The sequence below is a fragment of the Streptococcus sp. V940 genome, from assembly GCF_054353495.1.
On record NZ_JBTHHZ010000001.1, the window covers coordinates 388,875 to 415,462 of the forward strand.

A 26,588-nucleotide genomic window follows, 5' to 3' on the forward strand; every position below is an offset into this window, starting at 1 on the left:
ATCTCTGCCGATTTACTGTTATTTGAGTTGGTAAAACCAGTCTTCCCCATCCTTATAGTAAAAGAATTCACTGAGGTCCTCTTCGAGAAAAACACGAAGCATATCAGACATATCCTCAGTAGCTAGTTTGAGATGAGATAGATTTTCAAAATCCTCCCACCAGACTTTTCCTTCGTCTGAAGATTGGAGCTCACCAGTAAAGTGTTCTGTTTTGTAAAAGAGGACAACATAACGAAAGTCCTCGTCATCATACCAGTCTTTGATACCACAGAGTTGGGGTTTAGAAATGGTCAGACCAGTTTCTTCCTTCACTTCGCGAATGACAGCATCGACAAAGGATTCGCCACGTTCAACATGACCACCAGGAAAAGTAATGCCAGGCCAGTTAGGACTAAGTCGGTCTTGAACTAGGACCTTGTCCCCATTTTTAATCAAGCACATGTTGACAAATTCGACTGATTCTCTTCTGATCATATTATTTTTCCTATTTTGTTAGTAATTTTTCTACCACGTTTAACTTTCGCATGGTCAGATCAACGCCGAACAGCTTTTCAAGATAGTTGGTATTAAGTTTTTTTCGTTTTGCAGTTCTAGGGAGATAGAGGTAAAGACAATGGTTGCCGATACAAATTTCTTCTTCACCATATTCACTATCCAATTTTTCTAATGGTAGACTTTGGATATCATTTTGAAAAAGGATCACATGTATTCGGTCAAAAAGATAGTGTTTTCCAAATGGGTTTTCTTGGACAATTTTTGCAAAATCATTTTTGTTCTTGATTACCATTTTTAAATCAGCACCAATTTTTTCCTTTATTAGAGTGTGAACCTGTTCTCGTATTTCTTCCAGAGATAAGTCACTTTCAAGAATGATATTCCCACTTTGAATATAGGTTCGAACGTGTTGAAAATCAGCCTCTATCAAGATATCTACTAGATAAGACATTTTAGGGATAGCATTTTTTCCATTAGGAGTAACTCCCCTTAGTAAGATAATATGTTCCAAAGTAGTTCCTTTCTTATCTAACATCCTTAGATACTAAATCATTTATAGATTAAGTTTGAGCCTGCCACCCAGCCAGTACAGAGGGCAGAAGTGATGTTAAAGCCACCCGTGTGGGCATTGATATCTAGTACTTCGCCAGCAAAGTGGAGTCCAGGAACCAGTTTGCTTTCCAGCGTTTTAGGATTGATTTCCTTGAGGCTGACCCCTCCCTTAGTCACAAAGGACTTGGCAAGAGACATCTTCCCTGTTACAGGAATCTTGAGGGACTTGATAGACTGGATAAGTTGGTCGCGTTCTTTTTCTGTTAGTTGTTTGACCTTTTCTGGGTAGCCTTGCACCAAGAATTCTGCCAAGCGTTCAGGGAGCAAAGTCTTCAAGGCATTTTTTAAGGATTTTTCACGGTTTTCTTCTAGAAAATTTACTAAGTCGCCTTCAGAAAGTTGTGGGAAAACATCTAAAGTCAGGATTTCGCCACCCTTGACAAAGCTAGACATACGCAAAGCAGCAGGACCAGATAAACCAAAGTGGGTAAAGAGCAGATCATGGGTGATGACGTGCTTGCCATAGCTGAGGGTTACATCATCTAGGGAAATTCCCTGCAAGGCTTTATGCGGGAAATCCGTCAATAAGGGACTTTCAGCAGCCTCAAGTTCGGTAATGGTGTGTTTGAAATGGCGGGCAATCTCGTGACCAAAACCAGTCGAACCAGTAGAAGGATAAGACTTACCACCTGTTGTGACAATGAGTTTATTACAAGTAAAGGTCTGGTCTGCGGACTTAAGGACAAACTGGTCGTCTATCTTTTTAACAGAAACAATCTCTGTTTGAGTAGCAATTTGCCCACCTAGCTCCATGATTTTCTTCTCCAGAGCCTCGATTATGGTACGAGATTTATCGCTGGCTGGAAAGACACGGCCGTGGTCTTCAACCTTGAGTTTAACACCATTTTCTGTGAAAAAGTTGATGATATCATGGTTATCAAACTGGGAGAAGACACTGTATAGAAATCGCCCATTTCCAGGGATGCCAGCGAGTAGATCGTCTAGAGTTCCGTTGTTGGTCACATTGCAACGACCACCGCCAGTTCCAGCTAATTTTTTTCCAAGTTTCCGATTTTTTTCAATGAGAAGGGTTTTCTGCCCGTAAAAGCTACTGGAAATCGTAGCCATCATACCAGCAGGGCCTCCTCCGATGACAATAGTATCAAAATGTTTCATAAGAGTATTGTACCATAAAAAAACAAGAGATGATTAGACATCTCTTGTCAGATTTATTAGTTGATTTCGTATCCCATGAGGAGCCCGCCTTCTTCCGCATAGAAACTGCAGAGTCCAGAAGTTGGGATGATTTTAATGTCAGCTTGTGGGTATTTTTCTCGTAAGAGCTCTGAGAGCTGTTGGCAGAATTTTTCATTGCTGCGGTGAGCCATGACGATACGCCCACCAGCATAGCCAGCTTTGATTAACTCTTCATAGGCAGCCTGAAGGGACTTTTTAGCACCACGAGCTTTTTGGAGGAGTTCTAAGGTTCCAGTTTCGCTTGCTTCACCAACCATACGAATATTGAGGAGCCCGACAACTGTACCGATAAGCTTACTCAATCGACCGTTTTTAACCAGGTTATCCACTTTAGCAAGAACGAACAACAACTTCGTTTTTTCTTGGTAAGTAGTAATCACTTCAACGACTTCTTCAAAAGAAAGTCCTTGTTTGATCAAATCATTGATCTTTTCGACGATTAGGTCAACTTCCCCACCAGCTGATAAGCTATCGATGACATGAATCTGAGTATCAGGGTGTTCTTCGAGATAAATATTCTTAGCTAATTGAGCACTATTGTGGCTACCAGAGAGAGTTCCAGTGATAGTCACTACAAGAATATGTTTGGCACCTTCGAATGCTCGTAAGTAATCATCAGGACTAGGGCAGGCTGATTTTGAAGCTTCAGAAGTCGCATACATAGTTTCCATCATCTTATCGATATCCAGATTGGCATCATCGACAAAGACTTGATCCGCTACCTGAATCTTTAAGGGAACACTGACAAATTCAGTATCAAAAGCAAGGTTTTCCAGCTGGCGATAATCACAACCAGAGTCAGCTACAATCTTCCAAGTCATAGAAATTCTCCATCTTTATCACTTATACATTGACAAAGGTTCTGTCTTTTTTTACAATTATATCATGAAAGCCCTTGAAACAAAAGTAGTACCTCTCTGTTGTCACAAGTAGAAAGAAATTGTTATGTCTGAACGTAAAATATCTGAAAAATCGCTTGAAAACCTTAGAAAATCAAATCAAGAATCTAATTTGCTAACCAGAGAAGCGATTGAAACAGCTCTTTTGCAACTCTTGGAGAAAAAGGAGTTGGCTAAGATTAGCATTTCTGAGTTGGTCAAGCGTGCTGGCGTTTCTCGTGCAGCTTTTTATCGAAATTATGAATCCAAAGAAGAGATTTTAGAAAGTGTCTTTAAACGTAGCGTCCATAACATCATGGAGCAGTTGAGTCATTACGATGTTAAAACAGATCTTTATCTTGTATGGGTTCACCTCTTTAGAGAAGCCAAGAAAGAAGCTAAGGTTATTCAGCTTGCCCTAGACTATCACTTAGAAAAAATCTTTGTGCAAGCCATGCAAGAATTTCTAGAAAAATACTATGGAAAATCAAAAGGTGTTAGCTCTTACCTACATTCTTTTTGGAGTTCGGCCATAGTATCGGTCTTGCTTAAATGGATCAAGGATGGAATGAAGGTTCCTGCTGAAAAAATCGCAGATCTACGCCTGCCATTTTTCAAAAAATAAAACATGAGGAGAAATGCTATGACAGAAAAAAGACTAGCTTGGGATGAGTATTTTGCTGCTCAAGCCCTATTGATTGCCAATCGCTCAACCTGTAAACGTGCCAAGGTAGGGGCTGTTTTAGTCAAGGATAACAAGGTTATTTCAACAGGCTATAATGGTTCTGTATCAGGAACAGAGCATTGTATAGATCATGACTGTCTGGTGATTGAAGGCCACTGTGTCCGCACCCTTCATGCAGAAGTGAATGCTATCTTACAAGGGTCAGAGCGTGGCGTTCCAAAAGGTTTCACAGCCTATGTCACTCATTTTCCATGCCTCAACTGTACAAAACAACTGCTTCAGGTAGGTTGTGAGCGTGTTGTTTATATCAACCAATACCGTATGGATGACTATGCCCAACACCTTTATCAAGAAAAGGGAACAGAATTAACTCACCTACCACTTGAAACAGTGCAGGCAGCTCTCCAAGAGGCTCACCTAATCTAGAAATTATAAAAAAAATAAATGGTTTAGAAAGCTTTTTAAACCATTTTTTGATATAATAAGAAGAATAAATTGAAAGAAGGAATTCTGAAAATGGGAAAACTTGAAGTTATTAATCATCCACTGATTCAACACAAATTATCAATCTTGCGTCGCACTGACACTTCTACAAAAGCTTTTCGCGAACTAGTAGACGAGATTGCAATGTTGATGGGATATGAAGTGCTTCGTGATCTTCCACTTGAAGATGTAGAAATCGAAACACCTATCACAAAAACAGTTCAAAAACAGTTGGCTGGTAAAAAATTGGCGATTGTCCCAATCTTGCGTGCAGGTATTGGTATGGTTGATGGACTATTGAGTTTGGTTCCAGCAGCAAAAGTTGGTCACATTGGTATGTACCGTGACGAAGAAACCCTTCAACCAGTAGAATACTTGGTAAAATTACCTGAAGATATTGACCAACGTCAAATTTTTGTAGTTGATCCTATGCTTGCAACAGGTGGATCAGCGATTTTGGCTGTTGACTCCCTCAAAAAACGTGGAGCTTCAAACATCAAGTTTGTCTGCCTTGTATCAGCTCCAGAAGGTGTGAAGGCACTTCAAGCAGCACACCCTGATGTAGAAATCTTTACAGCAGCTTTGGATGAACGCTTGAACGAACATGGTTACATCGTTCCAGGTCTTGGAGACGCTGGAGACCGCTTGTTCGGAACAAAATAAGATTCTAAAGTGATATTGAGACTATAGCCTAGTCTTAGTTTTGAAAGGAGGTTGAATTTTTGTATCTGTTATTAGGATAGAGCAAAAATTTGACCTTTTTTGACCAAGGATATATAATAATCCTATTAACAAAGAAATTAGAAATCAAAAGGAGAAATGAATGATTCCTGTAGTTATTGAACAAACAAGTCGTGGAGAACGCTCGTATGACATTTACTCACGTCTTCTTAAGGACCGCATTATCATGTTGACTGGACCAGTCGAAGACAATATGGCAAACTCAGTTATCGCCCAATTACTTTTCTTGGATGCCCAAGATAGTACAAAAGATATTTACCTTTATGTAAACACTCCTGGAGGTTCTGTATCAGCTGGTTTGGCAATCGTTGATACTATGAACTTTATCAAGGCAGATGTCCAAACTATCGTTATGGGAATGGCAGCCTCAATGGGGACTGTCATTGCATCAAGTGGAGCAAAGGGTAAACGTTTCATGCTTCCAAATGCAGAATACATGATTCACCAACCAATGGGTGGTACAGGTGGTGGTACTCAGCAGACTGATATGGCCATCGCTGCTGAACACTTACTTAAAACTCGTAAGACTTTGGAGCAAATCCTAGCAGATAATTCTGGCAAATCTGTTGAGCAAATCCATAAAGATGCTGAACGTGATTACTGGATGAGCGCTCAAGAAACTCTTGACTACGGTTTTATTGACGAAATTATGGCTAATAATTCTTTGAATTAAACTACTAAAGCAAGCTCGACTGAGCTTGTTTTTTTTGATATAATAGAAGGAAGATTGTAAGAAGGAAGTTGAATTATGTTTCAAAAAGAGAATCGGTCTGGTCTGATTATCTATTTATACTATAATCGCGATGCTAAAAAACTCGCAAATTATGGTGATATTTGTTACCACTCAAAAAAACATCGTTACCTACAACTTTATGTCCCAACAGAGGAAGTAGAAGAACTGGTAAATCGTTTAGGAAAAGAGAAATTTATCAAGAAAGTGAGAGTTTGTCATATCCAAGAATTGGAAACTCCTTTCGTTGGGAACCTATATAAAACTAGCGAAAACGTTATCATTTAAAAAGTGAGAGAAACTTGTTGACAATTTTCTGATAATTCGGTATATTCTTAACATGTAATTTAAATTGAACATTAAAAGGAGATAAACATGAAGAAAAAATTTGCATTGTCACTTGTAGCTCTTGCAAGTACAGCTCTTTTAGCAGCTTGTGGGGAAGTGAAGTCAGGAGCTTCAAACACAACTGGTAACCCAATCGATGAAAAAGTTGTAAAAATTGGTTTCAACTTCGAAGAAACTGGTGCTGTAGCATCTTACGGTACTTCTGAGCAAAAGGGTGCTCAACTTGCAGTTGATGAAATCAACGCAGCAGGTGGTATCGATGGAAAACAAATCGAAGTAGTCGACAAAGACAACAAATCTGAAACTGCTGAAGCTGCTTCTGTTTCAACAAACCTTGTGACTCAATCTAAGGTAGCAGCTATCGTAGGGCCTGCGACTTCAGGTGCAACTGCAGCAGCAGTAGCAAATGCTACACAAGCTGGAGTTCCATTGATTTCTCCAAGTGCTACTCAAGATGGTTTGACAAAAGGTCAAGATTTCCTCTTCATCGGAACATTCCAAGATAGTTTCCAAGGAAAAATCATCTCAAACTACGTTTCAAACAAATTGAACGCTAAGAAAGTGGTCTTGTATACAGATAACTCAAGTGACTACGCTAAAGGTATTGCAAAATCTTTCCGTGATTCATTCACAGGTGAAATCGTAGCAGATGAAACATTTGTATCAGGTGATACAGACTTCCAAGCAGCTTTGACAAAAATCAAAGATAAAGACTTTGATGCAATCGTATTGCCAGGTTACTACACAGAAGCTGGTAAGATTGTAAACCAAGCTCGTGGTATGGGAATTGATAAGCCAATCATCGGTGGTGACGGATTTAACGGTGCAGAATTTGTTCAACAAGCAACTGCTGAACGCGCATCAAATATCTACTTCATCTCAGGATTCTCAACTACTGTTGATGTTTCAGATAAAGCAAAAGCCTTCCTTGAAGCTTATCGTGCAAAATATAACGAAGATCCTTCAACATTTGCAGCTCTTGCTTATGACTCAGTTTACCTTGTAGCTAATGCAGCAAAAGGTGCAAAAACTTCAGTTGATATCAAGAACAATCTTGCTAAAACACAAAACTTCGAAGGTGTTACAGGTCAAACAAGCTTTGATGCAGATCATAACACTGTGAAAACAGCCTTCATGATGACCATGAATAATGGTAAAGTAGATGCGGCAGAAGTCGTAAAACCATAATTTTATAGATATCGTAAATGGGGAATGAGCTTTTACTCACTCCCTGTTTCGGTATTTATAAAGGGATTATTTTTTATAAAATCCTAAAAATAAAACTTAGAAAGAGTGAACCATATGCTTCAACAACTTGTCAATGGTTTAATCTTGGGTAGTGTCTATGCCTTGCTAGCCCTGGGTTATACTATGGTTTATGGAATTATCAAGCTTATTAACTTTGCCCATGGTGATATCTATATGATGGGTGCTTTCATGGGTTATTTCTTGATTAATGCCCTCCATTTAAATTTCTTTTTAGCCTTAATTTTGTCCATGATTGGTTCAGCTATTCTCGGTGTTATCATCGAGTTTCTAGCCTACCGTCCACTCCGTCATTCAACTCGTATCTCTGTATTGATTACTGCTATCGGGGTATCCTTCTTGCTTGAGTATGGAATGGTCTATCTAGTAGGTGCCAATACACGCGCCTTCCCTCAAGCAATCCAAACAGTTCGTTATGACTTGGGTCCAATCAGTCTAACAAATATTCAATTGTTGATTTTGACTGTTTCAATTGTCTTGATGATTCTTTTGCAACTCATCGTGCAAAAAACAAAAATGGGGAAAGCCATGCGTGCCGTATCTGTAGATAGTGATGCAGCTCAATTGATGGGGATTAACGTAAACCGTACAATCAGTTTCACCTTTGCCTTAGGTTCAGCTCTGGCTGGTGCAGCAGGTGTCTTGATTGCCCTTTACTACAACTCTCTTGAACCATTGATGGGAATGACTCCGGGTATTAAATCATTCGTGGCTGCCGTTTTAGGTGGTATCGGTATTATTCCTGGTGCAGCTCTTGGAGGTTTTGTAATCGGACTATTGGAAACTTTTGCAACAGCCTTCGGAATGTCAGATTTCCGTGATGCTATCGTGTACGGAATCTTGCTATTGATCTTAATTGTTCGTCCAGCTGGTATCCTTGGTAAGAATGTGAAAGAGAAGGTGTAAACAATGAAAGAAAATTTAAAAGTTAATATTCTCTGGTTGCTCCTTTTGTTGCTTGGATATGGTGTGATTAGCTTATTAGTTTCGTTTGGTATTTTAAACCTTTTCCATATTCAGATTCTAGAACAAATCGGTATCAATATTATTCTTGCAGTAGGACTTAACCTTATCGTTGGTTTTTCTGGTCAATTTTCTCTTGGACATGCTGGGTTCATGGCTATCGGTGCCTATGCAGCAGCCATTATTGGTTCTAAATCTCCAACTTATGGTGCCTTTTTTGGAGCTATGTTGCTTGGTGCTATCATTGCTGGTTTGGTTGCCTTGGTCGTTGGAATTCCTACCCTTCGTTTGAAGGGGGACTACCTTGCAGTTGCGACACTTGGAGTTGCTGAAATTATCCGTATCCTAATCGTCAATGGTGGTGATTTAACAAACGGGGCTGCCGGTATCCTTGGTATTCCAAACTTTACTAATTGGCAAATGGTATACATTTTTGCCGTGATTACGACAATTGCAACGCTGAATTTCCTTCGTAGTCCAATCGGTCGTTTAACCTTGTCTGTTCGTGAAGATGAAATTGCAGCTGAATCTGTCGGGGTCAATACAACAAAAATCAAAATTATCGCATTTGTCTTTGGAGCTATGACTGCAAGTATTGCAGGTTCCCTTCAAGCAGGATTTATTGGTTCTGTTGTGCCTAAGGATTATAGCTTTATCAACTCTATTAACGTTTTGATTATCGTTGTATTTGGTGGCTTGGGATCCATTACAGGAGCAATTGTCGCTGCTATTGTTCTTGGTATTTTGAATATGTTCCTTCAAGATGTGGCTAGCGTTCGTATGATTATCTATGCTTTGGCCTTAGTACTTGTTATGATTTTCAGACCAGGTGGTCTTCTTGGAACATGGGAATTGAGCCTATCACGTCTCTTTAAAAAAGGTAAGAAGGAGGGACAAAACTAATGGCATTACTTGAAGTAAAAAATTTAACCAAGCATTTTGGTGGTTTGACAGCTGTTGGAGATGTAACTCTTGAATTGAATGAAGGTGAACTTGTTGGTTTGATTGGACCGAACGGAGCTGGGAAAACAACTCTTTTCAATTTGCTGACAGGTGTGTATGAACCAAGCGAAGGAACAGTAACCCTAGATGGCCACTTGTTAAACGGCAAGCAACCCTATAAAATTGCTGCTCTTGGTCTAGGACGTACTTTCCAAAACATTCGTCTCTTTAAAGACTTAACTGTATTAGACAATGTTCTCATTGCATTTAGCAACCATCATAAACAACATGTATTTGCTAGTTTTTTGCGTTTGCCAGCTTTTTACAAGAATGAAAAAGAATTAAAAGCCAAAGCCCTAGAACTACTAAAAATCTTCGATTTGGACGGTGAGGCTGAAACCTTAGCTAAAAACCTAGCTTATGGTCAACAACGTCGTTTGGAAATTGTTCGCGCTCTTGCTACAGAGCCTAAAATCCTCTTCTTGGATGAGCCTGCAGCAGGTATGAATCCACAAGAAACTGCAGAATTAACTGAATTAATTCGTCGTATCAAGGATGAATTTAAAATCACCATCATGCTGATTGAACATGATATGAGCTTGGTCATGGAAGTTACTGAGCGTATCTATGTCCTTGAGTATGGTCGTTTGATTGCTCACGGGACACCAGATGAAATCAAGAACAATAAACGTGTTATCGAAGCTTATCTTGGAGGTGAAGCCTAATGTCTATGTTAAAAGTTGAAAACCTCTCAGTACACTACGGTATGATTCAAGCTGTACGTGATGTGAGCTTTGAAGTCAATGAAGGAGAAGTTGTTTCTCTTATCGGTGCTAACGGTGCTGGTAAAACTACAATTCTTCGTACCCTATCAGGTCTTGTGCGTCCAAGTGCTGGTCGAATTGAATTTTTGGGACAAGAAATCCAAAAGATGCCTGCACAAAAGATTGTAGCATCAGGACTTTCTCAAGTACCAGAAGGTCGTCACGTTTTCCCTGGCTTGACAGTTATGGAAAACTTAGAGATGGGTGCCTTTCTCAAGAAAAATCGTGAAGAAAATCAAGCGAATTTGAAAAAAGTCTTTTCGCGTTTCCCACGTTTAGAAGAACGTAAGAACCAAGATGCTGCAACTCTATCAGGAGGAGAACAGCAGATGTTAGCCATGGGTCGTGCACTCATGTCAACACCAAAACTCCTTCTTTTGGATGAACCATCAATGGGACTTGCTCCGATTTTTATCCAAGAAATTTTTGATATTATCCAAGATATTCAAAAACAAGGGACAACCGTTCTCTTGATTGAACAAAATGCTAATAAAGCACTAGCCATCGCTGACCGAGGATATGTTCTTGAAACAGGAAAGATTGTCCTATCAGGAACAGGAAAAGAACTCGCAGCATCAGACGAAGTCAGAAAAGCATATCTAGGTGGCTAAAAAGGTCTGTGGGACCTTTTTAGTCGGCAGATAAAGATTGCCAAGCAATCCACATCTAGTCTGGGAGACCTTTTTAGTTGGTGGATAAAAATTGCGTCAGCAATTAACATCTAGTCCGAGAGATTGTTTTAGTCGGCGGATAAAGATTGCCAAGCAATCATACAATCTACATAAGTATAAGATTAAGGGCTCTAAGTTGAGCTCTTTTTCGTAAAGTCCTTCAGATTTTTCTGAATCTTGAAAAAGAAATGAAAGCGTTTGATAGCTTTCCGTAAAAAGTGTATAATAAAACTATAAACATAAAGGAGATTTCCTATGGCAGTTAAAGATTTTATGACTCGTAAGGTCGTTTATATTAGTCCTGATACGACTGTTGCGCACGCAGCTGATTTGATGCGCGAACAAGGCTTACACCGTCTTCCTGTTATTGAGAATGATAAATTGGTAGGCTTGGTAACAGAAGGGACAATCGCTGAAGCTAGTCCTTCAAAAGCAACTAGTCTTTCAATTTTCGAGATGAATTATCTGCTTAATAAGACAAAAGTAAAAGACGTCATGATTCGAGATGTTGTTACTGTCTCAGGCTATGCAAGTTTAGAAGATGCAACTTATCTCATGCTTAAAAATAAGATTGGTATTTTGCCAGTTGTTGACAATGGACAATTGTATGGAGTCATTACAGATCGTGATGTATTCAGTGCCTTTCTTGAAATCGCTGGTTATGGTGAAGAGGGAATCCGTGTTCGTTTTATCACAGAAAATGAAGTTGGAGTTTTAGGTAAGATTGTTTCTTTAATCGTTGAGGAAAATCTTAATATTTCTCATACCGTTAATATTCCACGTAAAGATGGTAAGATTGTTATCGAAGTCCAAATTGAGGGAACGATTGATCTTAGTTCCTTGAAGAAGAAATTTGAAGAAGAGAATATTTTCGTAGATGAAATTACCAAAACTGCAGCAAAAAAACTCTAAAAATTAAACTATCATTGTTTTTTACTTGCGAAAAAAATTTTTTTCTAGTATAATAGTTTATTGTGAGCAAACCTCACTTACCCCTTGCAAAGGCTTGGGGTCATTAGACCAAAAGGAGGAACATATCAATGGCTAAATACGAAATTCTTTATATCATTCGTCCAAACATTGAAGAAGAAGCGAAAAACGCTTTGGTAGCACGTTTTGACTCTATCTTGACTGACAACGGTGCAACTGTTGTTGAATCAAAAGATTGGGAAAAACGTCGTCTTGCATACGAAATCCAAGATTTCCGTGAAGGACTTTACCACATCGTTAACGTTGAAGCAAACGATGACGTAGCTCTTAAAGAGTTTGACCGTCTTTCAAAAATCAACGCTGACATTCTTCGTCACATGATCGTCAAACTTGACGCGTAAGAAGGTAGATTATGATTAACAATGTTGTACTTGTAGGGCGTATGGTACGTGACGCCGAGTTGCGTTATACCTCATCAAATGTAGCAGTTGCGACTTTTACTCTTGCAGTAAACCGTACATTCAAGAGTCAAAATGGCGAACGTGAGGCTGATTTTATCAATGTCGTTATGTGGCGCCAACAGGCTGAAAATCTTGCTAACTGGGCTAAAAAAGGCTCTCTTGTCGGGATTACAGGTCGTATTCAGACTCGTAGTTACGATAACCAGCAAGGACAACGTGTCTACGTGACAGAAGTCGTAGCTGAGAATTTCCAAATGTTGGAAAGCCGTAGTGCTCGTGAAGGACAAAGTGGTGGAGCTTATTCTGCACCAACTGCTAGTCATGCAGCAACTACAAATTCAGTACCAGACTTTTCACGTGATGAAAATCCATTTGGATCAACCAATCCTTTGGATATTTCAGATGATGATTTACCATTCTAATGGACAATTAATACTATAAAGGAGAAAAAACATGGCTCAACAACGTCGTGGCGGATTCAAACGCCGTAAAAAAGTTGATTACATCGCAGCAAACAAAATTGAATATGTTGATTACAAAGATACTGAGCTTCTTAGCCGTTTCGTTTCAGAACGTGGGAAAATCCTTCCACGTCGTGTAACTGGAACTTCAGCTAAAAACCAACGTAAAGTAACAACAGCTATCAAACGCGCTCGCGTAATGGCTTTGATGCCTTTCGTAAACGAAGATTAAAGAAAAGACCCTTACGGGTCTTTTTTTTCACGAGCATGGAAATTGGATAGCGAGTTAAGACCCTTACGGGTCTTTTTTACGAGATAGTTTTTTCTGACCTTGGCGTGCTATAATGGTAATAGAAAGAGTAAAGGTGGGTAAGTCAAAGATGAATTGTACGATTAGAAATATGATTAAGTCTGATATTGAATCCTTATCTCATGGATTTATGAATCAGGGTTGGCCTGGTAGAGAGGAAATTTTAGCTAGATATTTTCTGGAACAGGAAAGTGGGGAGAGAGAAGTCTTAGTTGCAGAGATTGATGGTGCTGTAGTGGGCTACGTTACCATTTTGCCCTCTGCTAAACATGGTCCTTTTGCAGAAATCTATCCAGAATTATCAGATTTTAATGTGTTTGAGCCTTTTCGAAATCAAGGGATTGGGAATCAACTGCTAGAAGAAGCAGAAAAACGAATCAAGTTTGTTTCGAGTAAGGTCACTCTTGGTGTAGGTTTGCACTTAGGCTATGGCCCTGCCCAGAGATTATATATCAGACGGGGCTACATTCCAGATGGGACAGGTGTCTGGTATCGAAATCAACCCTTGGAAATGAATGCAACTAGCCAAAATAATGATGATTTGGTTTTGTATCTAGTAAAGGAATTCGGATAAGAGACAAGGATTTTATTGGGGATGTGGGATTTCTCTACTTTATGGTATAATGGAAAGAGTGAGTTGAAGGAGGTATTATAATGGATGCCAAGTTAAGATACAAGGCTAAGAAGATTAAGATTATCTTTTTTGATATAGATGATACTTTACGCAATTCAAAGACAGGTTTTGTTCCAAGTACTATTCCAACGATTTTTAAACAATTACGCGAAAAAGGAATCTTGACAGGAATTGCGACTGGTCGAGGCATTTTTGGTGTAGTCCCAGAGATTAAAGCACTCAAACCTGATTTCTTTGTAACCTTGAATGGTGCTTATATTGAGGACAAAAAAGGCAATGTCATTTATAGTAACAAAATTGCTAAAGATAAGGTTGAAGAGTATATTACTTGGACCAAAGAAGTTGGGATTGATTATGGTTTGGTGGGAAGTCATGCTGCTAAACTATCAAGGCGAACAGAGATGATTAGCCAGGCGATTGACCCGATTTATCCTGATTTAGAGGTGGACCCTGATTTTTACCAAAAAGAAGATATTTATCAGATGTGGACCTTTGAGGAGCAGGGTGATGACCTTGTGTTGCCTGAAAGTTTAGCATCGACTTTGCGTATGGTACGCTGGCATGAACATTCGTCAGATGTGGTGCCTATTTCTGGTTCTAAGGCAGCTGGGGTTGCCAAAGTGGTAGACCAATTAGGTCTTAAACCTGAGAACGTCATGGTTTTTGGGGATGGACTTAACGATTTGGAGCTCTTTGATTATGCAGGCATTAGTGTTGCTATGGGCATTTCTCATGACAAAATCAAAGAAAAAGCAGATTATATTACAAAAACACTAGAAGAGGATGGCATTTTTAATGCCTTAGAAGGATTCGGTATGGTAGAAAAAGAATTACATTTTCCACAAGTTAACATTGAAACAGTAGAAGGTCCAATTGTGACTATTAAGACAAATCATGGGGATATGCGTATCAAACTTTTCCCTGATCACGCACCAAAAACAGTAGCCAACTTTATTGCTCTGTCAAAAGATGGATACTATGACGGTGTGATTTTCCACCGTATTATTAAAGATTTTATGATTCAAGGTGGAGACCCAACTGGAACCGGTATGGGTGGTGAATCTATCTATGGTGAGTCATTTGAGGATGAGTTTTCAGAAGAACTTTACAATGTCCGTGGAGCCCTTTCTATGGCCAATGCTGGACCAAATACAAATGGTAGCCAGTTCTTTATCGTGCAGAATCAACACTTGCCATATTCTAAGAAAGAAATTGCTCGTGGTGGTTGGCCAGAGCCAATTGCGGAGATTTATGCAGAACAAGGTGGAACTCCTCACCTAGACCGTCGTCATACTGTATTCGGTCAACTTGCGGATGAAGCTTCTTATGAAGTTCTGGATGCAATTGCAGGTGTCGAAACAGGTGCAATGGACAAGCCAGTTGAAGATGTCGTAATTGAAACTATTGAAATTGAGGACTAAAATGAAAATCGGTGATAAGCTAGATGGCCGTATTACTGGGATTCAGCCCTATGGAGCTTTTGTTGAGTTAGAAACAGGAGTGACAGGACTGATTCATATTTCGGAGATTCGGACAGGATTTATCGAAAATATTTACGAGGTTTTAAAAATCGGTGATGAAGTCCAGGTACAAGTAGTAGATTTTGACGAATATACAGGGAAGGCTAGTCTTTCCATTCGTACCTTGGAAGAAGAAAAACATCAACTTCCTAGACGGAGACGTTTTTCGAATGATCGCATCAAACATGGATTCGCGCCGCTTGGTCGCATGATGCCTGTTTGGACACGAGAAGCCTTGGAACATTTAAAGAAAAACAGTAATTGATATCCTCTCAAATTATTGTGATGTTATTATATTTTGTTATAATAGAAGTATGAACGAAGAACAATTATTAAAATCAGGAGAGCGCATTAACCAACTCTTCTCTACAGATATCAAGATTATTCAAAATAGAGAGGTTTTCAGCTATTCGGTGGATAGTGTACTTTTGTCACGCTTTCCTCGTTTCCCTAAAAATGGGTTAATTGTGGATTTTTGTGCGGGCAATGGAGCTGTTGGACTGTTTGCCAGTAGCCGGACCAAGGCTAAAATTCTATCTGTTGAAATCCAAGAACGCTTGGCAGATATGGCTGAACGCTCAGTGCGTTTAAATGGGCTGGACGGACAGATGCAGGTCATCTGTGATGATTTGAAGAATATGCCTAGTCACATTCAGGGGAGCAAGGTTGATTTGATTTTATGCAATCCGCCTTATTTTAAAGTGGATCCAAATTCTAATCTGAACGAAAGTGAGCATTACCTTTTAGCTCGGCATGAAATTACAACCAATCTTAAGGAAATCTGTCGTAGTGCCCAGAGTATTCTCAAATCAAATGGGCGTTTGGCAATGGTTCATCGACCTGATCGATTATTAGATATCTTAGATACGCTCCAACAGCATAATCTGGCTCCAAAACGTCTGCAATTTGTTTATCCTAAACGGGAGAAGGAAGCTAATATACTTTTGATTGAGGCTATTAAAGACGGCTCCACTAGTGGTTTTAAGGTTTTACCACCACTCATTGTTCATAATAGTGATGGTACTTATACACCAGAAATTCAAGAGATTTACTATGGATCATAAGGCTTATATGTATGTGGTAGAGTGTCGTGATGGTTCCTACTATACAGGCTATACAACAGATGTGAAGAAACGGATTGCCGTTCACAATAGCGGTAAAGGTGCAAAATATACACGCGCTCGATTGCCGGTAAAACTCATCTTTGCAGAAGGTTTTGACAGCAAGGAAGAGGCCATGTCTGCTGAAGCTCTTTTCAAGCGCAAGACACGCATGCAAAAAGAACATTATTTCAAAGAGAGTCAAAAGAAGAATTTAGTCGATACTTTTAATATGTAATGAGGAGTCCTTTGGCTCCTCTTATTTTTGTCAAAAATAGAAAAAAATGCTACAATAAAGAGAATAAAGAAACGAGGTATTATCATGTCTAAGATTCTAGTATTTGGTCACCAAAATCCAGACTCAGATGCTATTGGTTCATCTGTAGCTTTTGCTTATCTTGCAAAAGAAGCTTACGGTTTGGATACAGAAGCGGTTGCTCTTGGAACTCTAAATGAAGAAACAACTTTCGTCTTGAACTATTTTGGTGTAGACGCACCGCGCGTGATCACATCTGCTAAAGCAGAAGATGCAGAGCAAGTCATCTTAACAGACCACAATGAATTCCAACAATCTGTTTCAGATATCGCTGAAGTAGAAGTTTACGGTGTGGTGGATCACCACCGTGTGGCTAACTTTGAAACCGCCAGCCCACTTTACATGCGTTTGGAACCAGTTGGATCCACATCTTCTATCGTATACCGCATGTTCAAAGAACATGGTGTAGCTGTTCCAAAAGAAATTGCAGGATTGATGCTTTCAGGTTTGATTTCAGATACTCTTCTTTTGAAATCTCCAACCACTCACCCATCAGATAAAGTCATTGCTCCTGAATTGGCTGAATTGGCTGGTGTGAACTTGGAAGAATACGGTCTTGCCATGCTCAAGGCTGGTACCAACTTGGCAAGTAAATCTGCTGAAGAATTGATTGATATCGATGCCAAGACATTTGAACTCAATGGAAACAATGTCCGTGTGGCTCAAGTGAACACAGTTGATATTGCTGAAGTATTGGAACGACAAGCTGAAATCGAAGCAGCCATCCAAGCCGCAATTGCAGCTAACGGCTACTCTGACTTTGTCTTGATGATTACAGATATCGTCAACTCTAACTCAGAAATTTTGGCTCTTGGTGCTAATATGGACAAGGTAGAAGCAGCCTTTAACTTCAAACTTGAAAACAACCACGCTTTCCTTCCAGGTGCTGTTTCACGTAAGAAACAAGTGGTACCACAATTGACTGAAAGCTTTAATGCATAATCATAGATGGGGAAGCCCATTGTTAAAAAGGAGTTTCGGCTCCTTTTTTGCTAGGAGAGAAGTATGTTAGAAAATGGCGATTTGATTTTTGTGAAAGATGATTCGGATATAGGACAGGCCATCCAGGAATCTACTGGTCACTATAGCCATGTGGCCATCTTTTTGGACGGACGGGTCTATCATGCCACGGTAGAAGGTGGTGTTCTTGCTCAGTCTCCTGATGAATTCTTTGAACACGAGAAAGTATATGACCTTTATCATTATGAGCAGATTGATTGTACAGAGGTCAAAAAGCGAGCAGAGAGTCTTTTAGGGGCTCCCTACAATGCGTCCTTTTATCCAGATGGAGATGGTTTCTATTGTTCCCAGTTTGTAGCAGAAATTCTCCCTATTTTTGAGACCATTCCCATGAAGTTTGGTGATGATACACAGGAAATCAGTGATTTCTGGAGAGAATATTATCGAGAGTTGGGGCTTACTGTGCCTCTCAATCAAGCAGGTACCAATCCTAGTCAATTAGCGACATCACCACTTTTAGTTTGTAAAGAAAGGAATCTTCATGATTCAGATTTTTAATCCCTCTCGCATGACGCGCCAGCCATTCTTTAGAGATTTAATTGATTTTCTAGACCAGCATGATGATGTGATCTTACGCGAAATCAAGGCTCAGTTTCCAGAGATACCAGTTGATAAGTTTTTGGAGGAATACATTAAAGCGGGTTTGATTTTGAGAGAAAACAAACGCTATCATCTCAATCTTCCCTTTCTAGAATCTACAGAATCTCTTGTACTAGACCAAGAAGTCTTTGTGAGAGATAATAGTCCTGTTTATCAAGAAATCCTGGAGAAAGATTTTCAGACAGAATTGCGCAATCAAACAAATGCAGCTATCCTAGAAGAGCACACCGATTTTGCAAGGGAAAAGATGACCTTGTCTAATTATTTTTATAAGGTTAAGCATCAGTATCCACTGACGGAAGAACAGCAGAGACTGTATGAAATTTTAGGGGATGTCAATCCTGAGTATGCTCTCAAGTACATGACTACTTTTTTGCTGAAATTTCTCAAAAAAGATGAAGTCCAGCAAAAGCGCAGAGACATCTTTGTCGATAGTTTAGAGGTCTTAGGCTATATCCGAAAAAATGATGAAGGGAAATATGAATTAGCAGTGGACTTGGACAAGGAAAGACTGATATTTTTGAAACACTAGAAAAGGCTAGGAAATTTTCCTAGCCTTATTTGATTAGAGATAACGTTCAGCAATAGTTGCATCACCTGGATAGTCTTCTTTCTTACCTTGAATGATTTGGTAGCAATCAGCTCCTTTACCAGCGATAATGACAGCATCCAGTTCTTGACTTGTAACAGACATAGCAGCCTTGATGGCTTGTTCACGGTCAGCAATCTTTTCAACAGGATGATGGATATAACTACTGATTTCGTCTGCAATGGCCATTGGATCTTCGTAGTTTGGATCATCGGCCGTTAGGAATACTTGAATTTCAGGATGTTGATTGAGGAGAAGTCCGAAGTCCTTGCGACGGCTTTCTCCCTTATTTCCAGTAGAACCAAGAACTAGAGCAATTTTTCCAGTCTGATGAGTTTCAACCACATTGATGAGTTTTTTCAGACTATCACCATTATGGGCGTAGTCGATGAAGACCTTGGCTCCATTATTCTGAGTCAAGACTTCCATACGACCAGGAACACGAGTGGCTGCAATTCCTTTTTTGATGTCTTCCAGACTAGCACCTAAACGGAGGCAGGCAAGTCCAGCTGCGACAGCATTTTCTTGGTTGAAATGTCCAATCAACTGGATATCATAATCTCCAGCTAATTTACCAGTAGCTGAGAAGCTAAAGGCTTTGGAGTTCTCAATTTGGTTATCAGATTGACTACCATAGAAGTCGTGTTCTTGATGTTCTACTTGTTCTTTCAAGACTGAAAAATGGTCCATATCACTATTAATGACAACTGCTCTGCTATTTTTCATCAAGAGACGCTTGTGGTAGAAGTAGTCTTCAAAGGTTGGATGCTCAATAGGACCAATATGGTCAGGACTGATATTGAGGAACACTCCTACATCAAAAGTGAGGCCGTAGACTCGCTTCACCAAGTAGGCTTGACTGGAAACCTCCATAATAAGGTGGGTTCTTCCATTCTTAACAGCCTGGGCCATCATGTCAAAGAGATCGATGCTTTCAGGTGTTGTCAAAGCAGACTTGAAGAAAGTTTTACCGTCCAAGGTCGTATTCATGGTTGATAACATAGCTGGACGATGTTGCTGATTTAAGATGTTGTAGGCGAAGTAAGCCGCTGTTGTTTTTCCTTTAGTACCAGTGAAAGCAAGGAGTTTCAGTTTTTCCTGCGGATTCCCATAAAATTCCATGGCAATCAAACTCATAGCCTTCTTAATATCGCTAACAACGATGACAGGAATGCCTACTTCATAATCCTGCTCCGCTACATACCAACCGAGTCCTTGTGAGATTGCCGAAAGAAGAAATTCCTTCTTAAAAGCAGCTCCTTTTACAAAAAAGAGGCTATTATCATTGGCTTTTCGGCTATCGTAGCAGATGCTAACAAAAGTTACATCATTAAAATAATAGTGGTAATGTCCTTGGTCGATAATCTCACGGAAGAGATCGTCTTTCTTTAAAATATCTAATACGGTTTCAATCTTTATCATACTTTCTATTGTAAACTGAAAGTCTGAATTTTACAAGTAACAAGGAAAAGTTTATAATGGAAGATAAGGAACATTTCCTAGTGATTAAAAATGAATGAGGAAGTTATGTCTAACGAAAATAATCATCAGCAGGCCCAGATGTTACGCGGGACTGCCTGGCTAACGGCTAGTAATTTTATCAGCCGCCTGCTCGGGGCTATTTACATTATCCCTTGGTATATTTGGATGGGAACATATGCTGCTAAGGCTAATGGTCTCTTTACCATGGGTTACAATATCTATGCTTGGTTCTTGTTGATTTCGACAGCAGGTATCCCAGTGGCGGTCGCTAAGCAGGTCGCTAAATACAATACCATGCATGAGGAAGAACATAGTTTTGCCCTGATTCGAAGTTTCCTTGGCTTTATGACGGTATTGGGACTTGCCTTTGCTTTGATCTTATATCTCTTTGCACCTTGGTTGGCTGATCTTTCGGGTGTCGGGAAGGATTTGATTCCCATTATGCAGAGTCTAGCTTGGGCTGTCTTGATTTTCCCATCTATGAGTGTTATCCGTGGATTTTTCCAAGGGATGAATAATCTTAAACCTTATGCCATGAGTCAAATTGCTGAGCAGGTTATCCGTGTGATTTGGATGCTCTTAGCAACCTTTATCATCATGAAGCTCGGTTCAAAAGATTATCTATCAGCAGTTACTCAATCTACTTTTGCTGCTTTTGTGGGAATGGTAGCTAGTTTTGCAGTCTTGCTTTATTTCCTTTATAAGGAAGGATTGCTCCAAAAAGTTTTTGAAACCCGAGATAAGATTGATAGTAAGAGTCTTTTGGTTGATACGATTAAGGAAGCTATTCCTTTTATCTTGACTGGTTCTGCTATTCAGCTTTTCCAAATCTTGGACCAAATGACCTTTATCAATAGCATGAAGTGGTTTACCAACTATAGTAATGAAGACTTAGTTGTCATGTTTTCTTATTTCTCTGCCAATCCGAATAAAATCACTATGATTTTGATTTCGGTTGGAGTTTCGATTGGTAGCGTTGGTCTGCCTCTCTTGACAGAGAACTATGTCAAGGGGGATTTGCCAGCAGCTTCTCGTTTAGTGCAAGATAGTATCACCATGCTCTTCCTATTCCTCTTACCTGCAACGGTTGGAGTAGTCATGGTAGGTGAACCACTCTATACAGTCTTTTACGGTAAGCCAGATAGTTTGGCTATGGGCTTGTTTGTCTTTGCAGTTTTACAGTCTACAATCTTAGGTTTGTACATGGTCTTGTCACCAATGCTTCAGGCTATGTTCCGTAACCGCAAGGCAGTCTTGTATTTTGTTTACGGCTCAATTGCTAAGATTGTTCTACAATTACCATCGATAGCTATTTTCCATAGTTATGGTCCTCTCATTTCAACGACTATCGGTCTTATCATCCCGAATGTCTTGATGTATCGTGATATCTGTCAGGTTACAGGTGCGCGTCGAAAGATTATTCTGAAGAGAACAATCTTAGTTACTATTTTGACTCTGGTTATGTTTATTCTAGTAGGACTCTTGCAATGGATTATTGGATTTGTCTTCCAACCAACTGGACGTTTCTGGAGTTTCCTATATGTCGCCTTAATTGGTACAATCGGTGGCGGGCTTTACGGAGTTATGTGTCTCTATACTCGTCTCTTGGATAAGGTTATTGGACAGGAAAAAGCAAATCAGTTACGAGCACGATTAAAATTATCATAAAAATTTATAAATAAAATGAATAATTTGAACTTTTCTATCCGAAAAAGTTTAAATTGTTCATTTTTTTATTTAAAAAATAGGATAAAATATAAAATTAGTAGAAAAAAATCTATAATTTGGTAAAAATTAGATAAAATCACTTGACTAAAAAAAACAATAGCTGTATAATGATACAAATATTTAAATTTGGAGGTTCTGTTTATGAAAAAGTCTAAGGCAAAATATCTGACGCTGGCAGGCGTTGTCCTAAGTGCAGGTCTGCTATTGGCGGCTTGTGGCAACTCAGCTAGCTCTTCAAAATCATACAACTATGTATATAGTAGCGATCCATCAAGTTTGAACTATCTCTTAGAAAACCGTGCAACTACTGGTGACGTTGCTACAAACTTAGTGGATGGTTTGATGGAAAATGACCAGTATGGAAATTATATTCCTTCATTGGCAGAAGATTGGACTGTATCCCAAGATGGTTTGACTTATACTTACAAACTTCGTAAGGACGCCAAATGGTATACAGCAGATGGTGAAGAGTATGCACCAGTGACAGCACAAGATTTTGTAACTGGTTTGAAATATGCTGCGGATAAAAAATCTGAAGCTCTCTATCTAGTTCAAGATTCTGTTGCTGGCTTGGATGACTATATCAACGGAAAAACAACAGACTTTTCAACAGTTGGTGTAAAGGCTATTGACGACCAAACAGTGCAGTATACTTTGAAACAACCAGAACCTTACTGGAACTCAAAAACAACTGCGACTATTCTGTTCCCAGTAAATGCAGACTTCTTGAACTCAAAAGGGGATGATTTCGGTAAAGTGGATCCAGCAAATATCTTGTATAATGGTCCATTTATTCTCAAATCATTCACATCTAAATCTGTCATGGAATACAAGAAAAATCCAAATTACTGGGATGCAAAAAATGTATTCGTAGATGAAGTGAAGTTGACTTACTACGATGGAAGCGACCAAGATGCCTTGGCACGTAACTTCATGGAAGGAGTTTATAGCTACGCACGTCTCTATCCAAATAGTTCAAGCTTTGAAGGAATTAAGGAAAAGAATAAAGATAATATTATTTACAGCATGCAAGATGCGACATCCTACTATTATAACTTTAACCTAGATAGACAATCTTATAACCATACTTCAAAAACAACTGATGCTGAAAAGACAGCCCAACAAGAAGCAGTTTTGAATAAATCATTCCGTCAGGCTATCAACTTTGCCTATGACCGTACTGCTTATGGTGCCCAATCTCAAGGGGAAGATGGAGCAACTAAGATTATCAGAAACTTGCTCGTTCCACCATCATTTGTAACACTTGATGGTAAAGATTTTGGTGATGTCGTAGCTTCTAAGATGGTCAATTACGGTCAAGTATGGCAAAATATGAACTTCGCTGATGCCCAAGATGCTTACTACAATGCCGATAAGGCCAAAGAAGTCTTTGCTCAAGCCAAGAAAGAATTGGAAGCCAAAGGTGTTCAATTCCCAATTCACCTGGATTTACCGGTTGACCAAACCTTTAAGAAGGGGGTGTTAGAGGCAAGTTCTTTCAAACAGTCTATTGAATCTGTTCTAGGTGCAGATAATGTCGTTATCGATATTCAAATGCTGACTACTGAGGAAATGGATAGTATTGGTTATCTAGCGAATACAGCTGCACAAAAAGACTATGACCTCTATAACGGTGGTTGGGGACCTGACTATCAAGATCCATCAACCTACCTTGATACTCTAAGTTTAACAAGTGGTGGCTCACTACAAAACCTCGGTTTGGAACCAGGAGAAAGCAATGCTAAAGCAACTGCAGTTGGTTTGGATACCTATACTAAGATGTTGGAAGAAGCCAATGCTGAACAAGATTTGAACAAACGTTATGATAAATACGCTGAAGCACAAGCTTGGTTAGTGGATAGCTCTCTAGCAATTCCAAACGTTTCTAAAGGTGGAACACCTACATTGAGAAAAACAGTTCCATTCTCTGGCGCCTTCTCTCAAGCTGGTAATAAGGGTGTTGAATCCTACAAATACGTGAAATTGCAAGATAAGATTGTCACAACAGCTGAGTATGAAGAAGCTAGACAAAAATGGCTGAAAGAAAAAGAAGAATCTAATAAAAAAGCCCAAGAAGATTTTGCTAAACACGTTAAATAATCAGTCTATTCAACAGGAAAAACGATAGTTTCTAAGGAAGCTATCGTTTTTGTATAGTTTGAAACTATAACTAGCTCTTGAAAACAAGAAAACGAAGGATCCAAAATAAGTGGTACAATAGTTACTATAGATTTGGAGGTATTGTATGAGTAAATCATTTCACATCAACACAATTTTAGCACAAGCAGGTATTAAGTCTGATAAGGCAACAGGTGCTTTGGTTACACCTATTCACTTTTCAACGACCTATCAACATCCAGAATTTGGTCAATCAACTGGATTTGACTATACCCGCACCAAAAACCCAACTCGTAGCAAGGCAGAGGAAGTTTTGGCAGCTATTGAATCCGCCAAGTATGCTTTGGCGACTAGTTCAGGTATGTCTGCGATTGTGTTAGCCTTTAGCGTTTTTCCAGTAGGAAGCAAGGTTTTAGCTGTCCGTGACCTTTACGGTGGCTCTTTCCGCTGGTTCAATCAAGTGGAGCAGGAAGGACGTTTCCACTTTACCTATGCCAACACAGAAGAAGAGCTGATTGCTGAGATAGAAAAGGATGTGGATGTACTTTATATCGAAACACCAACCAACCCTTTGATGTTGGAATTTGATATTAAAAAATTGGCTAAATTAGCTCATGCTAAGGGTGCTAAAGTTGTCGTCGATAATACCTTCTATAGCCCGATTTACCAACGTCCAATTGAAGATGGAGCAGATATTGTCCTTCATTCAGCGACAAAATACCTTGCAGGCCATAATGATGTTCTAGCCGGTGTAGTTGTGACAGATAATGCTGATTTGTACGAAAAACTCTTTTACAATCTCAACACGACAGGGGCTGTTTTGTCACCATTTGATAGTTATCAATTGATTCGTGGTCTTAAAACATTGTCACTTCGTATGGAGCGCTCAACAGCTAATGCTCAAGAAATCGTAGCCTTTTTGGAACAATCACCTGCAGTCAAAGAAGTTTTGTATACAGGTCGTGGGGGAATGATTTCCTTTAAAGTGGCAGATGAAAAACGTATCCCTCATATCTTAAACACTTTGAAAGTATTCTCTTTTGCTGAAAGTCTGGGTGGTGTTGAAAGTCTGATTACCTACCCAACCACTCAAACCCATGCAGACATTCCTGCAGAGGTTCGTCATTCTTATGGATTGACAGATGACCTCTTGCGCTTGTCTATTGGTATTGAGGATGCAAGGGACTTGATTGAAGATTTGCGTCAAGCTTTGGAAGGATGAGACTATGAGAAAATATGATTTTACGACTTTACCCAATCGTTTTGGACATCATACCTACAAATGGAAAGAAGCAGAGACTAACCGTCAAGTATTGCCAGCCTGGATTGCTGATATGGACTTTGAAGTCTTACCTGAGATTCGTCAGACTGTCCATGACTATGCTGAGCAATTAGTCTATGGCTATACCTATGCTAGTGATGGATTGATTGAAGCCGTTCAAAACTGGGAGGAAAAACACCATAGTTATCGCTTTGAAAAGGATGCTCTAGTCTTTATCGAAGGGGTAGTGCCAGCTATTTCAACAGCTATCCAAGCCTTTACCAAAGAAGGTGAAGCGGTTCTGATTAACACACCGGTTTATCCTCCTTTTGCTCGGAGCATTAAGCTCAATAATCGTAGACTAATCACCAACTCTCTAGTAGAAAAAGACGGACTTTTTGAGATTGACTTTGATCAATTGGAGAAAGACTTTGTCGAAGAAGATGTGAAACTCTACGTTCTCTGCAATCCTCATAATCCTGGTGGACGCGTTTGGGAAAAAGAAGTCTTAGAGAAGATTGGACAACTGTGTCAAAAACATGGAGTTTTGATAGTATCTGATGAGATTCACCAAGATTTAGCTCTATTTGGAAACAAGCACCAGTCATTCAATACGGTAAATGAAGATTTTAAAGAATTTTCACTGATTTTAAGTAGTGCAACTAAGACTTTCAACATTGCCGGAACGAAAAATTCCTACGCTATTATCGAAAATCCTAAGTTGAGACTTGCTTTCCAAAAACGCCAGCTGGCTAATAATCAACATGAAATCTCAGGTTTGGGATATTTGGCAACAGAAACTGCCTATCGATATGGTGAAGATTGGTTGACAGAACTCAAAGAACTGATTGAAGAACACATCAATTATGTAGTGGATGTATTTGGCAAAGAAACTAAAATCAAGGTCATGAAACCTCAAGGGACCTATCTCATTTGGCTTGATTTTTCAGCCTATAATATTAGCGATGAAGAGCTAAGAAAGCTTTTACGAGACGAAGCCAAAGTTATCCTGAACAGAGGTTTGGACTTTGGTGAAGAAGGAGTCCTCCATGCTCGCTTAAATGTAGCTATGCCGACATCTGTCCTAGAAGAAGTTTGCCAACGAATCATTTCTACTTTTTCAAATCTTTAAAAACTAGCCTTTTAGGAGAAAAGTCTTCCTAGAAGGCTATTTTCATAGGCAGAAATATGGTATAATTAAGAGATAAAGTAAAGGGGAAACT

31 protein-coding genes are annotated in these 26,588 nt (G+C 39.4%); 26 read left to right on the forward strand and 5 right to left on the reverse strand.

Annotated elements, in window-relative coordinates:
* Positions 1 to 18: 18 nt before the first annotated feature.
* From ACXYSM_RS02045 to ACXYSM_RS02060, 4 genes are read right to left on the reverse strand one after another with little or no spacing between them, the layout of a single operon-like run.
* Positions 19 to 474: an 8-oxo-dGTP diphosphatase gene (locus ACXYSM_RS02045; protein WP_225750556.1), complete on the reverse strand. Its 456-nt coding sequence runs from the start codon at positions 472 to 474 to the stop codon at positions 19 to 21.
* A gap of 10 nt (positions 475 to 484) precedes the next feature.
* On the reverse strand, positions 485 to 1,006 hold the full coding sequence (locus ACXYSM_RS02050; protein WP_225750752.1) for a DUF1697 domain-containing protein: 522 nt from the start codon (positions 1,004 to 1,006) through the stop codon (positions 485 to 487).
* Positions 1,007 to 1,044: 38 nt separating this feature from the next.
* On the reverse strand, positions 1,045 to 2,223 hold the full coding sequence (locus tag ACXYSM_RS02055; protein ID WP_458634181.1) for a BaiN/RdsA family NAD(P)/FAD-dependent oxidoreductase: 1,179 nt from the start codon (positions 2,221 to 2,223) through the stop codon (positions 1,045 to 1,047).
* 56 nt (positions 2,224 to 2,279) lie between these two features.
* Entirely contained in the window at positions 2,280 to 3,125 is an 846-nt protein-coding gene (locus ACXYSM_RS02060) for a DegV family protein (protein WP_247912636.1), read from the reverse strand.
* 124 nt (positions 3,126 to 3,249) lie between these two features.
* Between ACXYSM_RS02060 and ACXYSM_RS02065 the strand changes: the two genes are divergently transcribed.
* The 22 genes from ACXYSM_RS02065 to ACXYSM_RS02170 all read left to right on the forward strand — a co-directional run bounded on the left by ACXYSM_RS02065 (position 3,250) and on the right by ACXYSM_RS02170 (position 18,719).
* Positions 3,250 to 3,807, forward strand: coding sequence for a TetR/AcrR family transcriptional regulator (locus ACXYSM_RS02065; protein WP_070677977.1), 558 nt, complete (start codon positions 3,250 to 3,252; stop codon positions 3,805 to 3,807).
* A gap of 18 nt (positions 3,808 to 3,825) precedes the next feature.
* Positions 3,826 to 4,293, forward strand: a complete 468-nt coding sequence (locus tag ACXYSM_RS02070) for a deoxycytidylate deaminase (protein ID WP_006155564.1) — start codon at positions 3,826 to 3,828, stop codon at positions 4,291 to 4,293.
* A gap of 90 nt (positions 4,294 to 4,383) precedes the next feature.
* Entirely contained in the window at positions 4,384 to 5,013 is a 630-nt protein-coding gene (gene upp, locus ACXYSM_RS02075) for a uracil phosphoribosyltransferase (RefSeq protein WP_004252365.1), read from the forward strand.
* Positions 5,014 to 5,173: 160 nt separating this feature from the next.
* A complete protein-coding gene (clpP, locus tag ACXYSM_RS02080; RefSeq protein WP_004252366.1) occupies positions 5,174 to 5,764 on the forward strand; it encodes an ATP-dependent Clp protease proteolytic subunit ClpP in 591 nt (196 codons plus the stop codon).
* Positions 5,765 to 5,839: 75 nt separating this feature from the next.
* Positions 5,840 to 6,109 carry a YlbG family protein gene (locus tag ACXYSM_RS02085; RefSeq protein ID WP_004252368.1) on the forward strand — a complete coding sequence of 90 codons (270 nt, stop codon included), beginning with the start codon at positions 5,840 to 5,842 and terminating at the stop codon, positions 6,107 to 6,109.
* A gap of 87 nt (positions 6,110 to 6,196) precedes the next feature.
* Positions 6,197 to 7,357 carry an ABC transporter substrate-binding protein gene (locus ACXYSM_RS02090; RefSeq protein WP_195184153.1) on the forward strand — a complete coding sequence of 387 codons (1,161 nt, stop codon included), beginning with the start codon at positions 6,197 to 6,199 and terminating at the stop codon, positions 7,355 to 7,357.
* Between the two features lie 114 nt (positions 7,358 to 7,471).
* The gene (locus tag ACXYSM_RS02095; RefSeq protein ID WP_004252371.1) at positions 7,472 to 8,341 is read left to right on the forward strand and encodes a branched-chain amino acid ABC transporter permease; all 870 of its coding nucleotides are present in this window, start codon (positions 7,472 to 7,474) and stop codon (positions 8,339 to 8,341) included.
* A 3-nt stretch (positions 8,342 to 8,344) separates the two neighbouring features.
* Positions 8,345 to 9,301 (forward strand): branched-chain amino acid ABC transporter permease, encoded by a 957-nt coding sequence (locus ACXYSM_RS02100; RefSeq protein ID WP_004252374.1) that lies wholly within the window; start codon positions 8,345 to 8,347, stop codon positions 9,299 to 9,301.
* Positions 9,301 to 10,065 (forward strand): ABC transporter ATP-binding protein, encoded by a 765-nt coding sequence (locus tag ACXYSM_RS02105; protein WP_458634182.1) that lies wholly within the window; start codon positions 9,301 to 9,303, stop codon positions 10,063 to 10,065. The genes ACXYSM_RS02100 and ACXYSM_RS02105 overlap by 1 nt, the downstream gene beginning before the upstream one ends.
* Entirely contained in the window at positions 10,065 to 10,775 is a 711-nt protein-coding gene (locus ACXYSM_RS02110) for an ABC transporter ATP-binding protein (protein WP_214262187.1), read from the forward strand. Before ACXYSM_RS02105 ends, ACXYSM_RS02110 begins: the two co-directional genes overlap by 1 nt.
* A gap of 315 nt (positions 10,776 to 11,090) precedes the next feature.
* On the forward strand, positions 11,091 to 11,747 hold the full coding sequence (locus tag ACXYSM_RS02115) for a CBS domain-containing protein (protein WP_074324638.1): 657 nt from the start codon (positions 11,091 to 11,093) through the stop codon (positions 11,745 to 11,747).
* 128 nt (positions 11,748 to 11,875) lie between these two features.
* On the forward strand, positions 11,876 to 12,166 hold the full coding sequence (gene rpsF / locus ACXYSM_RS02120; RefSeq protein ID WP_001151775.1) for a 30S ribosomal protein S6: 291 nt from the start codon (positions 11,876 to 11,878) through the stop codon (positions 12,164 to 12,166).
* 11 nt (positions 12,167 to 12,177) lie between these two features.
* Positions 12,178 to 12,648, forward strand: coding sequence for a single-stranded DNA-binding protein (locus tag ACXYSM_RS02125; RefSeq protein ID WP_004252379.1), 471 nt, complete (start codon positions 12,178 to 12,180; stop codon positions 12,646 to 12,648).
* 31 nt (positions 12,649 to 12,679) lie between these two features.
* Entirely contained in the window at positions 12,680 to 12,919 is a 240-nt protein-coding gene (gene rpsR, locus ACXYSM_RS02130) for a 30S ribosomal protein S18 (RefSeq protein ID WP_000068664.1), read from the forward strand.
* 148 nt (positions 12,920 to 13,067) lie between these two features.
* Complete coding sequence (locus ACXYSM_RS02135; protein ID WP_004252380.1) at positions 13,068 to 13,571, forward strand: GNAT family N-acetyltransferase; 504 nt, start codon at positions 13,068 to 13,070, stop codon at positions 13,569 to 13,571.
* 80 nt (positions 13,572 to 13,651) lie between these two features.
* Positions 13,652 to 15,052 carry a bifunctional Cof-type HAD-IIB family hydrolase/peptidylprolyl isomerase gene (locus ACXYSM_RS02140; protein WP_458634183.1) on the forward strand — a complete coding sequence of 467 codons (1,401 nt, stop codon included), beginning with the start codon at positions 13,652 to 13,654 and terminating at the stop codon, positions 15,050 to 15,052.
* 1 nt (position 15,053) lies between these two features.
* A complete protein-coding gene (locus ACXYSM_RS02145; RefSeq protein WP_458634184.1) occupies positions 15,054 to 15,416 on the forward strand; it encodes a S1 RNA-binding domain-containing protein in 363 nt (120 codons plus the stop codon).
* Between the two features lie 49 nt (positions 15,417 to 15,465).
* A complete protein-coding gene (locus ACXYSM_RS02150) occupies positions 15,466 to 16,215 on the forward strand; it encodes a tRNA1(Val) (adenine(37)-N6)-methyltransferase (protein ID WP_254733527.1) in 750 nt (249 codons plus the stop codon).
* Entirely contained in the window at positions 16,205 to 16,489 is a 285-nt protein-coding gene (locus tag ACXYSM_RS02155) for a GIY-YIG nuclease family protein (protein ID WP_458634185.1), read from the forward strand. Before ACXYSM_RS02150 ends, ACXYSM_RS02155 begins: the two co-directional genes overlap by 11 nt.
* 84 nt (positions 16,490 to 16,573) lie before the next feature.
* A complete protein-coding gene (locus ACXYSM_RS02160) occupies positions 16,574 to 17,509 on the forward strand; it encodes a manganese-dependent inorganic pyrophosphatase (protein WP_254724385.1) in 936 nt (311 codons plus the stop codon).
* A gap of 63 nt (positions 17,510 to 17,572) precedes the next feature.
* Complete coding sequence (locus ACXYSM_RS02165; RefSeq protein ID WP_458634186.1) at positions 17,573 to 18,085, forward strand: YiiX/YebB-like N1pC/P60 family cysteine hydrolase; 513 nt, start codon at positions 17,573 to 17,575, stop codon at positions 18,083 to 18,085.
* A complete protein-coding gene (locus tag ACXYSM_RS02170; RefSeq protein ID WP_458634187.1) occupies positions 18,069 to 18,719 on the forward strand; it encodes a DUF1803 domain-containing protein in 651 nt (216 codons plus the stop codon). Before ACXYSM_RS02165 ends, ACXYSM_RS02170 begins: the two co-directional genes overlap by 17 nt.
* Positions 18,720 to 18,752: 33 nt before the next feature.
* On the opposite strand, the gene ACXYSM_RS02175 is transcribed toward ACXYSM_RS02170, so the two are convergent.
* The gene (locus tag ACXYSM_RS02175) at positions 18,753 to 20,198 is read right to left on the reverse strand and encodes a UDP-N-acetylmuramoyl-L-alanyl-D-glutamate--L-lysine ligase (RefSeq protein WP_458634188.1); all 1,446 of its coding nucleotides are present in this window, start codon (positions 20,196 to 20,198) and stop codon (positions 18,753 to 18,755) included.
* Positions 20,199 to 20,303: 105 nt separating this feature from the next.
* Between ACXYSM_RS02175 and ACXYSM_RS02180 the strand changes: the two genes are divergently transcribed.
* The 4 genes from ACXYSM_RS02180 (at position 20,304) to ACXYSM_RS02195 (ending at position 26,497) form a co-directional block, all read left to right on the forward strand.
* On the forward strand, positions 20,304 to 21,926 hold the full coding sequence (locus ACXYSM_RS02180) for a putative polysaccharide biosynthesis protein (protein ID WP_016466123.1): 1,623 nt from the start codon (positions 20,304 to 20,306) through the stop codon (positions 21,924 to 21,926).
* Between the two features lie 201 nt (positions 21,927 to 22,127).
* A complete protein-coding gene (locus tag ACXYSM_RS02185; protein WP_458634189.1) occupies positions 22,128 to 24,086 on the forward strand; it encodes a peptide ABC transporter substrate-binding protein in 1,959 nt (652 codons plus the stop codon).
* A gap of 145 nt (positions 24,087 to 24,231) precedes the next feature.
* Positions 24,232 to 25,326 carry a cystathionine gamma-synthase gene (locus ACXYSM_RS02190; protein WP_458634190.1) on the forward strand — a complete coding sequence of 365 codons (1,095 nt, stop codon included), beginning with the start codon at positions 24,232 to 24,234 and terminating at the stop codon, positions 25,324 to 25,326.
* A 4-nt stretch (positions 25,327 to 25,330) separates the two neighbouring features.
* Positions 25,331 to 26,497, forward strand: coding sequence for a MalY/PatB family protein (locus tag ACXYSM_RS02195; protein WP_458634191.1), 1,167 nt, complete (start codon positions 25,331 to 25,333; stop codon positions 26,495 to 26,497).
* Positions 26,498 to 26,588: the final 91 nt, after the last annotated feature.

Excerpts from the sequence above, each read along its gene's own strand:
- ACXYSM_RS02060 (WP_247912636.1), bottom strand. The coding sequence starts at position 3,125 with ATGACTTGGAAGATTGTAGCTGACTCTGGTTGTGATTATCGCCAGCTG.
- rpsF (WP_001151775.1), top strand. The coding sequence starts at position 11,876 with ATGGCTAAATACGAAATTCTTTATATCATTCGTCCAAACATTGAAGAA.
- ACXYSM_RS02140 (WP_458634183.1), top strand. The coding sequence starts at position 13,652 with ATGGATGCCAAGTTAAGATACAAGGCTAAGAAGATTAAGATTATCTTT.
- ACXYSM_RS02085 (WP_004252368.1), top strand. The coding sequence starts at position 5,840 with ATGTTTCAAAAAGAGAATCGGTCTGGTCTGATTATCTATTTATACTAT.
- ACXYSM_RS02190 (WP_458634190.1), top strand. The coding sequence starts at position 24,232 with ATGAGTAAATCATTTCACATCAACACAATTTTAGCACAAGCAGGTATT.
- ACXYSM_RS02160 (WP_254724385.1), top strand. The coding sequence starts at position 16,574 with ATGTCTAAGATTCTAGTATTTGGTCACCAAAATCCAGACTCAGATGCT.
- ACXYSM_RS02185 (WP_458634189.1), top strand. The coding sequence starts at position 22,128 with ATGAAAAAGTCTAAGGCAAAATATCTGACGCTGGCAGGCGTTGTCCTA.
- ACXYSM_RS02125 (WP_004252379.1), top strand. The coding sequence starts at position 12,178 with ATGATTAACAATGTTGTACTTGTAGGGCGTATGGTACGTGACGCCGAG.
- ACXYSM_RS02150 (WP_254733527.1), top strand. The coding sequence starts at position 15,466 with ATGAACGAAGAACAATTATTAAAATCAGGAGAGCGCATTAACCAACTC.
- ACXYSM_RS02095 (WP_004252371.1), top strand. The coding sequence starts at position 7,472 with ATGCTTCAACAACTTGTCAATGGTTTAATCTTGGGTAGTGTCTATGCC.
- ACXYSM_RS02090 (WP_195184153.1), top strand. The coding sequence starts at position 6,197 with ATGAAGAAAAAATTTGCATTGTCACTTGTAGCTCTTGCAAGTACAGCT.
- ACXYSM_RS02180 (WP_016466123.1), top strand. The coding sequence starts at position 20,304 with ATGTCTAACGAAAATAATCATCAGCAGGCCCAGATGTTACGCGGGACT.
- ACXYSM_RS02045 (WP_225750556.1), bottom strand. The coding sequence starts at position 474 with ATGATCAGAAGAGAATCAGTCGAATTTGTCAACATGTGCTTGATTAAA.
- ACXYSM_RS02065 (WP_070677977.1), top strand. The coding sequence starts at position 3,250 with ATGTCTGAACGTAAAATATCTGAAAAATCGCTTGAAAACCTTAGAAAA.
- ACXYSM_RS02195 (WP_458634191.1), top strand. The coding sequence starts at position 25,331 with ATGAGAAAATATGATTTTACGACTTTACCCAATCGTTTTGGACATCAT.
- ACXYSM_RS02105 (WP_458634182.1), top strand. The coding sequence starts at position 9,301 with ATGGCATTACTTGAAGTAAAAAATTTAACCAAGCATTTTGGTGGTTTG.
- ACXYSM_RS02135 (WP_004252380.1), top strand. The coding sequence starts at position 13,068 with ATGAATTGTACGATTAGAAATATGATTAAGTCTGATATTGAATCCTTA.
- ACXYSM_RS02055 (WP_458634181.1), bottom strand. The coding sequence starts at position 2,223 with ATGAAACATTTTGATACTATTGTCATCGGAGGAGGCCCTGCTGGTATG.
- clpP (WP_004252366.1), top strand. The coding sequence starts at position 5,174 with ATGATTCCTGTAGTTATTGAACAAACAAGTCGTGGAGAACGCTCGTAT.
- ACXYSM_RS02145 (WP_458634184.1), top strand. The coding sequence starts at position 15,054 with ATGAAAATCGGTGATAAGCTAGATGGCCGTATTACTGGGATTCAGCCC.
- ACXYSM_RS02110 (WP_214262187.1), top strand. The coding sequence starts at position 10,065 with ATGTCTATGTTAAAAGTTGAAAACCTCTCAGTACACTACGGTATGATT.
- ACXYSM_RS02170 (WP_458634187.1), top strand. The coding sequence starts at position 18,069 with ATGATTCAGATTTTTAATCCCTCTCGCATGACGCGCCAGCCATTCTTT.
- ACXYSM_RS02070 (WP_006155564.1), top strand. The coding sequence starts at position 3,826 with ATGACAGAAAAAAGACTAGCTTGGGATGAGTATTTTGCTGCTCAAGCC.
- upp (WP_004252365.1), top strand. The coding sequence starts at position 4,384 with ATGGGAAAACTTGAAGTTATTAATCATCCACTGATTCAACACAAATTA.
- ACXYSM_RS02165 (WP_458634186.1), top strand. The coding sequence starts at position 17,573 with ATGTTAGAAAATGGCGATTTGATTTTTGTGAAAGATGATTCGGATATA.
- ACXYSM_RS02155 (WP_458634185.1), top strand. The coding sequence starts at position 16,205 with ATGGATCATAAGGCTTATATGTATGTGGTAGAGTGTCGTGATGGTTCC.
- ACXYSM_RS02100 (WP_004252374.1), top strand. The coding sequence starts at position 8,345 with ATGAAAGAAAATTTAAAAGTTAATATTCTCTGGTTGCTCCTTTTGTTG.
- rpsR (WP_000068664.1), top strand. The coding sequence starts at position 12,680 with ATGGCTCAACAACGTCGTGGCGGATTCAAACGCCGTAAAAAAGTTGAT.
- ACXYSM_RS02115 (WP_074324638.1), top strand. The coding sequence starts at position 11,091 with ATGGCAGTTAAAGATTTTATGACTCGTAAGGTCGTTTATATTAGTCCT.
- ACXYSM_RS02175 (WP_458634188.1), bottom strand. The coding sequence starts at position 20,198 with ATGATAAAGATTGAAACCGTATTAGATATTTTAAAGAAAGACGATCTC.